Annotated in this window: 10 protein-coding genes; 6 read left to right on the top strand and 4 right to left on the bottom strand. The window is 42.3% G+C overall.

The features are described 5' to 3' along the window. Positions 1–19 precede the first annotated feature (19 nt). The 4 genes from F988_RS11625 to F988_RS11640 are packed head-to-tail and all read right to left on the bottom strand — an operon-like array spanning position 20 to position 3,352. A complete protein-coding gene (locus tag F988_RS11625) occupies positions 20–859 on the bottom strand; it encodes a symmetrical bis(5'-nucleosyl)-tetraphosphatase (RefSeq protein ID WP_004683188.1) in 840 nt (279 codons plus the stop codon). A 1-nt stretch (position 860) separates the two neighbouring features. After that, positions 861–1,673: a 16S rRNA (adenine(1518)-N(6)/adenine(1519)-N(6))-dimethyltransferase RsmA gene (gene rsmA, locus F988_RS11630; protein WP_004683190.1), complete on the bottom strand. Its 813-nt coding sequence runs from the start codon at positions 1,671–1,673 to the stop codon at positions 861–863. Between the two features lie 32 nt (positions 1,674–1,705). Continuing rightward, positions 1,706–2,680: a 4-hydroxythreonine-4-phosphate dehydrogenase PdxA gene (gene pdxA, locus F988_RS11635; protein ID WP_004683191.1), complete on the bottom strand. Its 975-nt coding sequence runs from the start codon at positions 2,678–2,680 to the stop codon at positions 1,706–1,708. 36 nt (positions 2,681–2,716) lie between these two features. After that, positions 2,717–3,352: a hypothetical protein gene (locus tag F988_RS11640; RefSeq protein ID WP_004683192.1), complete on the bottom strand. Its 636-nt coding sequence runs from the start codon at positions 3,350–3,352 to the stop codon at positions 2,717–2,719. A gap of 261 nt (positions 3,353–3,613) precedes the next feature. Between F988_RS11640 and rplM the strand changes: the two genes are divergently transcribed. The 6 genes from rplM (at position 3,614) to F988_RS14795 (ending at position 7,749) form a co-directional block, all read left to right on the top strand. After that, on the top strand, positions 3,614–4,042 hold the full coding sequence (gene rplM / locus F988_RS11645) for a 50S ribosomal protein L13 (protein ID WP_004675486.1): 429 nt from the start codon (positions 3,614–3,616) through the stop codon (positions 4,040–4,042). Positions 4,043–4,054: 12 nt separating this feature from the next. Further along, entirely contained in the window at positions 4,055–4,441 is a 387-nt protein-coding gene (gene rpsI / locus F988_RS11650; RefSeq protein ID WP_004675485.1) for a 30S ribosomal protein S9, read from the top strand. Between the two features lie 132 nt (positions 4,442–4,573). After that, the gene (locus tag F988_RS11655; protein ID WP_004675484.1) at positions 4,574–5,230 is read left to right on the top strand and encodes a glutathione S-transferase N-terminal domain-containing protein; all 657 of its coding nucleotides are present in this window, start codon (positions 4,574–4,576) and stop codon (positions 5,228–5,230) included. Between the two features lie 14 nt (positions 5,231–5,244). Continuing rightward, positions 5,245–5,670 carry a ClpXP protease specificity-enhancing factor gene (locus F988_RS11660; protein WP_004675483.1) on the top strand — a complete coding sequence of 142 codons (426 nt, stop codon included), beginning with the start codon at positions 5,245–5,247 and terminating at the stop codon, positions 5,668–5,670. A gap of 15 nt (positions 5,671–5,685) precedes the next feature. Beyond that, positions 5,686–6,345, top strand: coding sequence for a hypothetical protein (locus F988_RS11665; protein WP_004683195.1), 660 nt, complete (start codon positions 5,686–5,688; stop codon positions 6,343–6,345). 259 nt (positions 6,346–6,604) lie between these two features. Beyond that, positions 6,605–7,749, top strand: a protein-coding gene (locus tag F988_RS14795) for an IS3-like element ISAba14 family transposase (RefSeq protein WP_100834114.1) whose coding sequence is annotated in 2 segments (ribosomal slippage) — positions 6,605–6,869 and positions 6,869–7,749 — 1,146 coding nt in all. Because the reading frame shifts where the segments join, the coding sequence is not laid out codon by codon here. Positions 7,750–7,810: the final 61 nt, after the last annotated feature.

The raw sequence follows: 7,810 nt of genomic DNA on the forward strand, positions 1-7,810 counted from the left end.
AAAATAATTCAGAGTTTTACTAAGCCAACGGATTATCCACCTTAAACAACTGTTGATCCTCTAAACGCAAGGCAACCAGTTGCTGCCCCCAGACACAGCCACCATCAACATTTTGAATTTGAGAGCTAATGGTTTTACCCTGCAACGCCGCCCAATGTCCAAAAATTAATTGGTGGGTTTTGGCCGCCTGACTCTCAAACTCAAACCACGGCTGAAAGCCTGTTGGCATCGGTGCATCCAGTGCATCCTTAAACTCAAACTCCAGCCTACCCTCTGCATTGGTTAAGCGCATACGGGTTAAATAATTGGTAATACAACGCAAGCGAGCCTGCCCAGTCAAATCATCTGACCAAAGATCAGGTTGCTCACCATACATTTCTGCAAGGAAAGCATCCAATACCGTAAGATCGTCATGCCCAACCACCTGTTGCACTTCGCTTGCCAACTGCACAGTTTGTTCTGCCGACCAAATACAAGGCACACCCGCATGGGTAATCAAGGTATGATCATTCGGACATAAACTTAGAGGCTGTTTACGCAGCCAATCAATCAATTCATCACCATCAATTGCGTCAATAATCTCTTGTGTACGGTCTTTGTCCTTGATTTTTTTCAAGCCACGCGCGCAGGCGATCAGGGTTAAATCATGGTTGCCTAAAACGGTTGCAGCAGCGCCTCGGTCAGCCAGCTTTTTAACAAAGCGCAAGGCACCCACCGAGTTTTCACCACGCGCAACCAAATCACCTGCAAACCATAAAAAGTCCTGATCTGGATCAAAGCGAATTTCTTTTAATAACGCTTTCAGGGCTTCAAAACAGCCCTGCACATCACCGATGACATAATTATAGCGCTTGGACATTTTAAGGCACCATTTGATCAGACAAGGCCACAAAATCAGCCAGACTCAAGGTTTCTGGACGTGCCATCGGGTCCACACCTGCTTTCTCAAAACCCTCTTCAACCAACATGCCTTTTAAGCTGTTACGCAAGGTTTTACGGCGCTGGGTAAACACATGGCCAACCAAACGCGCCAAAGCTTTTTCATTTTTGGCGATAATGGGCTTAGTTTCATAAGGTTCCAAACGAAATACCGCAGAAGTCACTTTCGGTGGTGGATTAAATGAACCTGGTGGTACTTCAAACAAGAAAGTTGGTTTACAGAAATACTGAATCATCACCGATAAACGCCCGTATTCTTTGGTATTTGGCACGGCGGTAATACGATCAACTACTTCTTTCTGCAACATGAAATGCATGTCTTTGACTTTGTCACCAAACTCTAACAGATGGAACAACAGTGGCGTTGAAATGTTATAGGGCAGATTTCCTACGACACGTAGTGGACGGCCTGCCTGAAACAACTGGGTGAAATCATATTTTAAGGCATCTGCCTCAACAATGATCAAACGTTCAGGATGTGGCACGCGAGCAGGCAAACCTGCTGCCAGATCACGGTCCAGTTCAACCACTGTAAGCGCATCGCACTCACCAATCAGGGGCGATGTCAGTGCAGCCAAACCCGGGCCGATTTCGACAATATTATCGCCCGCACGTGGATTCACTGAGCGTACAATTTTGGCAATCACACGCTGGTCATGCAAAAAGTTCTGACCAAAACGTTTTCGAGCCTGATGCCCTTCATCTTTAGGGTTTAGGGCATTAATTTGATACATAATAATTCCAACATGAATAATTTATCCCTCAATCACTGACGGGCTAAATCAAGTGCTAAATCAACCGCAACATGCAAACTTGACGATTTTGCCTGTCCAGTGCCTGCAAGAGAAAGTGCCGTACCATGATCGACCGAAGTTCGAATAAATGGCAGGCCTAATGTAATGTTTACCGCCTCACCAAAGCCCTGTGATTTTAACACAGGTAAGCCCTGATCGTGATACATCGCCAAAACCGCATCGGCATCTTTCAGGTTTTCAGGGGTAAACAGGGTATCCGCAGGCAAGCTTAAAGTCATATCAATGCCTTGCGCCCGATAGATTTCCAGCACGGGATTGATAACATCAATTTCTTCTCGCCCCAGATAACCATCCTCACCTGCATGTGGATTTAGGCCACAGACCAAAATACGGGGCGTAGCTATTTTAAATTTTGTTTTTAAATCATGAATCAGGATGTCAATCACTTGATGTAAACGTTGTTTGGTAATCGCATCAGGTACATCACGCAGGGGTAAATGTGTTGTCGCCAGCGCAACCCTTAATGTTTTGGTGGCCAACATCATCACCACACGCTCAACACCCGCAAACCCCTGATAATATTCTGTGTGCCCACTAAAGGTAATGCCTGCATCATTGATCACGGATTTTTGCACAGCTGCCGTTGCAACACCCACGCTACGTCCAGACATCGCATACTCCGCTGAACGTCGTAACTGCTCAATCACATAAGCCGCATTGGCGGGATTTAATTGTCCTAGTTCAACAGGTTCAACTAAAGGGATATGCTCCACAAAAAGCTGCCCTGACAGGCTTGACTGCTCCTGTCCCTGATATGCAACCAATTCAACAGGATTGCCCAGTTGTTTTGCACGCTGTTGCAGCATCTGCATATCTGCCAGCACAACAACTGGACGCTTATCCACTCGCCCAGCCAAACTTAAGCAAATATCAGGACCAATCCCCGCAGGTTCACCTGATGTGACATATAAAGGAAGCATAATCATCCGAGTTTCCAAGCTTTATCACACTCAGTATGGCGATTACTTCTCAGGATTACCACTTAATGTTCTAGGTAGGTTTTCAGGCACCAAATTTGATGGAACAGCATCCACCGTACGTGTCCACGGATTGACCTTGATTTGTACTTTTTTCTCTGGTTGTACAGCCGCCACAACTGGCTCTTCCTTTTTCGCTTTTTCTACAGTTGCCACAACTGTACTCGCTGCTCTTTCTGCAATTGCAGTCCTTCCCTGTTTTTCAGGGTTAATTAACTGATGTTGTGTGGTGACAGGTTCTTTTTTCTCAATGATTGGCTGGGTTGGCACCACAGCACTTGCTGGGCGCGTATAAGGCTCAGTAATGACTCCCTGTTTATAAATCGTTTGCGAATTGGGATTGGTTGCCACAGGTGAACTGGCTGGATTGACCATATCCACAGGAATCTCAATCGGTTTCATTTCTGCGGTTACCGCCATCGCTGGATCAACATGATCATTACCACGGCTTTCCAAAACTTCCAGCTTGCGTTCTGTCCCTTCTTTAGGTTTAAATTCAGAATAATTGGTCACACTGCTCTGGTCCACCCACTTATATAGTCGCCGTGCGTTTGCTTGTGTAGAGCAAACGCCAATTAGCAGGCTGACTACAGCAATTTTTGTGGCAAACGACAGTTTCATAAAAGGTTCCCAAGAGAGCTAGATACTTCTATTTATTTCAATTAATTGATATAAAAATGATAGGGTAAATCCCATACTGTCACAAGGGAAATAATGTAGTCTGAAATTCATGACGCCATAGTTACAAAATCAGTCACTTTACAGCAAAATATGGCATCCTCATCGAATTGTTCTTGTACACTTTTTCAAATTCATATAGAATTCGGTCTCCTTTTGTTTGGGTGATTCCTTGCCCAAACCAACTATAATAGGTAGTGGTTAATGAAAACTCTCAGCGCTAAGCCAGCTGAAGTTCAACACGACTGGTACGTTGTTGATGCTTCTGGCAAAACTTTAGGTCGTCTTGCGACTGAAATCGCCCGTCGTTTACGCGGTAAACACAAAACTTCTTATACCCCTCACGTTGACACTGGCGATTACATCGTCGTAATCAATGCTGAACAAGTTCAGGTGACTGGTAACAAATCACTTGATAAGAAATACTATCGCCACACTGGTTTCCCTGGGGGTATTCGTGAAACTAATTTTGAAAAATTAGTTGCACACAAACCAGAAGAAATCTTCCAACGTGCTGTAAAAGGTATGTTGCCAAAAGGTCCTCTTGGTTACGCGATGATCAAGAAGATGAAAGTGTACGCTGGTAGCGAGCATCCTCATACTGCTCAACAGCCACAAGTTTTGGACATCTAAGGGATACAGCACATGGCTACTAATTATGGTACAGGTCGCCGTAAGACCGCAACTGCACGTGTTTTCTTATCTGCTGGTACAGGCAAACTCGTAATCAACAATCGTACTTTAGAGCAATATTTCGGTCGTGAAACTGCTCGTATGGTTGTGCGTCAGCCTTTAGAGCTTTTGGAAGCAACTGAAAAATATGACCTTTACATCACTGTTAAGGGTGGTGGTATCGGTGGTCAAGCTGGCGCAATCCGTCACGGTATTACCCGTGCGTTGATCGCTGCTGACGAAACTTTAAAACCTGCTCTTCGTCAAGCTGGTTTCGTTACTCGTGATGCTCGTGAAGTTGAACGTAAGAAACTTGGTTTACGTAAAGCACGTAAACGTCCTCAATTCTCTAAACGTTAATCATTTATTGAGTTGGACAAAAAACCTCGGATTTTTCCGAGGTTTTTTATTTCTGGGCACTTTAGTGTCACAAAGATGCTTTTCCAGCATTTTTTTAGTATGCTAATCCGTTTATATCTCTAGCTTTGTGATATGTCATCGGTTGAAAATACGCCTGTTCAAGGTATTACGCTTTATAGTCATGCAGATGATTTCCGTTCACACTGGATTCGTTTTTTACTTGCTGAAAAACAGATCAAGTATCAGCTCATCATTACCGACCATGAAGATGAAGACTTAGCCGACCTGAATCCATACAACCAGTTGCCAATGCTCATTGAGCAAAATCTAAAACTCTTCTCGGCAAACGTGATTGCAGAATATCTTGATGACCGTTATCGCCAGAACAAGCTCTATGCCGATGCACCAATGGCGCGGGCTGAGCAGCGCCAATATATCTGGCGTTTTGAACAGGACTGGTTTCAACTGGCTGACCACATGCTCCGTCACGCAGACACACTCAATCCCACACAAAAACAAAAGGCACAGAAAGAATTGAGAGATACCCTGATCTCGCTGACCCCATTATTTCAACATTTTCCATTTTTCATGTCTGAAAATTTCTCTATTCTGGATTGTATGCTTGCACCCATTTTCCTGCGTTTAAAAAGCATGGGGATAGAACTTCCTCCACAACACTGCCGTCCAATTTTCCTGTATTGCCAGCGCATCTTTAGCCGATCATCTTTTATTAAATCAATGACAGCCCAAGAAAAAAACAGCTACAATGACTTCATTTCTACGATTTAATAAGTTTTTTAATTATGTCTGAGCAAATAACCATTACCCCAACACGTCCCTATCTTGCCCGCGCCATTTATGAATGGATTTGTGACAACCAGTTGACCCCCTACTTATTGGTTGATGCCACACAACCTCATACCGATGTTCCAGTACAGTTCGTAAAAGATGGACAAATTGTTCTGAACCTTGCCCCACATGCAATCCATGCTCTGCACATGAGTAACGAAGCCATTACGTTCTCGGCACGTTTTGGTGGAGTAGCAAAAGAAATTTATGTGCCTGTTCGGGCGATGCTGGGAATTTACGCCAAAGAAAATGGACAGGGTTTATTTTTCGACCCAGCTGAATATGCGGACATTGAAGATACACATGTTGCCCAGGCGAGTGAAACAAAAAAAGAAGCAGAACCAAGTAAAAAGAAACCTTCTCTTAGAATTTTAGATTAAACGAGGAAATAGACGATGGCATTCGACTTAGTTCAATACTTTTCCGAACAAATTAAGCTTCAAAAACCACAGCTTTTTAGCCAGTATTCTCCCAAAGAAAAGCAATTTTATATTCATGAAGTCAATGTGCTGACACTAGGACAACTGATTAGCATTTGGAGACAAGACCCAAAAAAACTTTATCATGAAATCAAGGCTGCCGACCCGCTTTATATTCAGGAAATTGCCCGACACCTCACTACCTCCAAACATAATAAATCTGCACTTAGCCCAGCCGAGCTAGAGCCCAGTATCTCAGAGGTATTGAGTCTACAGTTTACTGAACTCAATCAACTTGACCAGACAGGAAGCTTTGGACAAACAGGACTCACAGAGCTTTTGCTTGGACAAATCGAGCACTTGTCTGGACAGGCAGAAGACTGGGTTTGGTCAACTAACCAGCTCACCGAACTGAAAGGCTCCAAACCTGTTGAGCAGCAAGATATTTCACTGGAAACCACCATGCAGGAGTTCAATCAAATGGTTCATCAGGCACAACCTAGCATCCATCACACTGAAGAAATTGAGGTTGAACAGCCAGATGTTCCAGCCTGGTCCTATCTACTTTCCCCAGTCATTGCATTGGTCATTTTACTATTCATGTATTATTCTTACAGTCAATTACTTGCACATTAATTAAATAATAATTGATAAAGAAAGTTTAAAAACTTTCTTTATCATACACTTATAATAAATTTAAATTTCATAAAATATGTTTTAATACAGTTTAACAAGAAATATATTTACATTTATTTACAATCAAAAGCAGCATTATATTTTCAATATTTATGTGAATAAAATCACATTAAAGCTCAATTTAGAGATGGATCCGTAAATTTGAACAACTCCTATAAGTGATATTCTGCTCCTCAAATGATGTTATAAACATCAATATATGGAGTATTTTATGGCACGTAGACCAAGAAGAAATCATTCAAATGATTTTAAAGCTAAGGTAGCACTTGCTGCGATTAAAGCAGAAAAAACACTTGCTGAATTGAGTGCTGAATTTGATGTTCATCAAAACCAAATTATTGACTGGAAAAATCAATTGATCTCAGCTTCCTCGCAAGCTTTCGATCAATCAAAAGCTCCATCAGAACCCCCCATTGATCTTAAAAAGTTACATGCAAAAATCGGTGAGCAGGCATTAGAAATTGATTTTTTAGAAGGTGTGTTGAAGAAACTGGGCCGCTTCAACCACAAAAGTTAATCGACGACTCACTTCAGATTTCAGTATCTAAGCAAGCTAAGCTGCTGAAAGTCTCCCGTGGTTGTTATTATTATCGCCCAAAACCTGTTAGCTCATCAGATCTGAAGCTGATGCGATGTATTGATGAATTACATATGCAATATCCTTTTGCAGGCAGTCGTATGATGCGTGATTTGTTGAATCGTCAAGGGCATCATATAGGACGACGTCATACACGTACTTTAATGAAGAAAATGGGTATTCAGGCGTTATATTGCAAACCAAATTTAAGCCAGGCTAATCAAGCTCACCGTAAATATCCATATCTGCTCAAAGGGTTGGCTATTCAGCGCAGTAATCAAGTGTGGTCTACGGATATAACGTATATCCCTATGGCAAAAGGCTTTGTTTATTTATGTGCTGTGATTGATTGGCATAGCCGCAAGGTACTTGCGCATAGGGTATCGATTAGTATGGAGGTGGATTTTTGTATTTCGGTTTTAAATGAAGCGATTGAAAAATATGGATCACCTGAAATATTGAATACAGACCAAGGCAGTCAGTTCACCAGTGATGCATTTATTGATGTATTGAAATCAAATGGCATTCAAATCAGTATGGATGGTAAAGGTCGATGGGTAGATAATGTGATGGTTGAACGATTATGGCGGAGCGTTAAATATGAAGAGGTGTATCTCAAAGCTTATAGCAGTGTCACAGATGCGAAAAAGCAATTAAGTGCATATTTTGAGTTTTATAATTTGAAACGACCTCATTCGAGTCTAGACAAAATGACACCAAATGAGTTTTACTATGATCAGCTACCCCAACAAAACAAGGTGGCTTAACTAGAGCGGAATATCACTTATAAATACGCTTTTAGTTGTTCAAACAAGTGGGACCACCTCT

The organism is Acinetobacter parvus DSM 16617 = CIP 108168 (assembly GCF_000368025.1).
In the GTDB taxonomy this organism is placed as follows: domain Bacteria; phylum Pseudomonadota; class Gammaproteobacteria; order Pseudomonadales; family Moraxellaceae; genus Acinetobacter; species Acinetobacter parvus.

Bases quoted from the DNA above. Each gene is read 5' to 3' on its own strand.
- F988_RS11665 (WP_004683195.1), top strand. From the start codon at position 5,686: ATGGCATTCGACTTAGTTCAATACTTTTCCGAACAAATTAAGCTTCAA.
- F988_RS11660 (WP_004675483.1), top strand. From the start codon at position 5,245: ATGTCTGAGCAAATAACCATTACCCCAACACGTCCCTATCTTGCCCGC.
- F988_RS11640 (WP_004683192.1), bottom strand. From the start codon at position 3,352: ATGAAACTGTCGTTTGCCACAAAAATTGCTGTAGTCAGCCTGCTAATT.
- rplM (WP_004675486.1), top strand. From the start codon at position 3,614: ATGAAAACTCTCAGCGCTAAGCCAGCTGAAGTTCAACACGACTGGTAC.
- rpsI (WP_004675485.1), top strand. From the start codon at position 4,055: ATGGCTACTAATTATGGTACAGGTCGCCGTAAGACCGCAACTGCACGT.
- F988_RS11655 (WP_004675484.1), top strand. From the start codon at position 4,574: ATGTCATCGGTTGAAAATACGCCTGTTCAAGGTATTACGCTTTATAGT.
- F988_RS11625 (WP_004683188.1), bottom strand. From the start codon at position 859: ATGTCCAAGCGCTATAATTATGTCATCGGTGATGTGCAGGGCTGTTTT.
- rsmA (WP_004683190.1), bottom strand. From the start codon at position 1,673: ATGTATCAAATTAATGCCCTAAACCCTAAAGATGAAGGGCATCAGGCT.
- pdxA (WP_004683191.1), bottom strand. From the start codon at position 2,680: ATGATTATGCTTCCTTTATATGTCACATCAGGTGAACCTGCGGGGATT.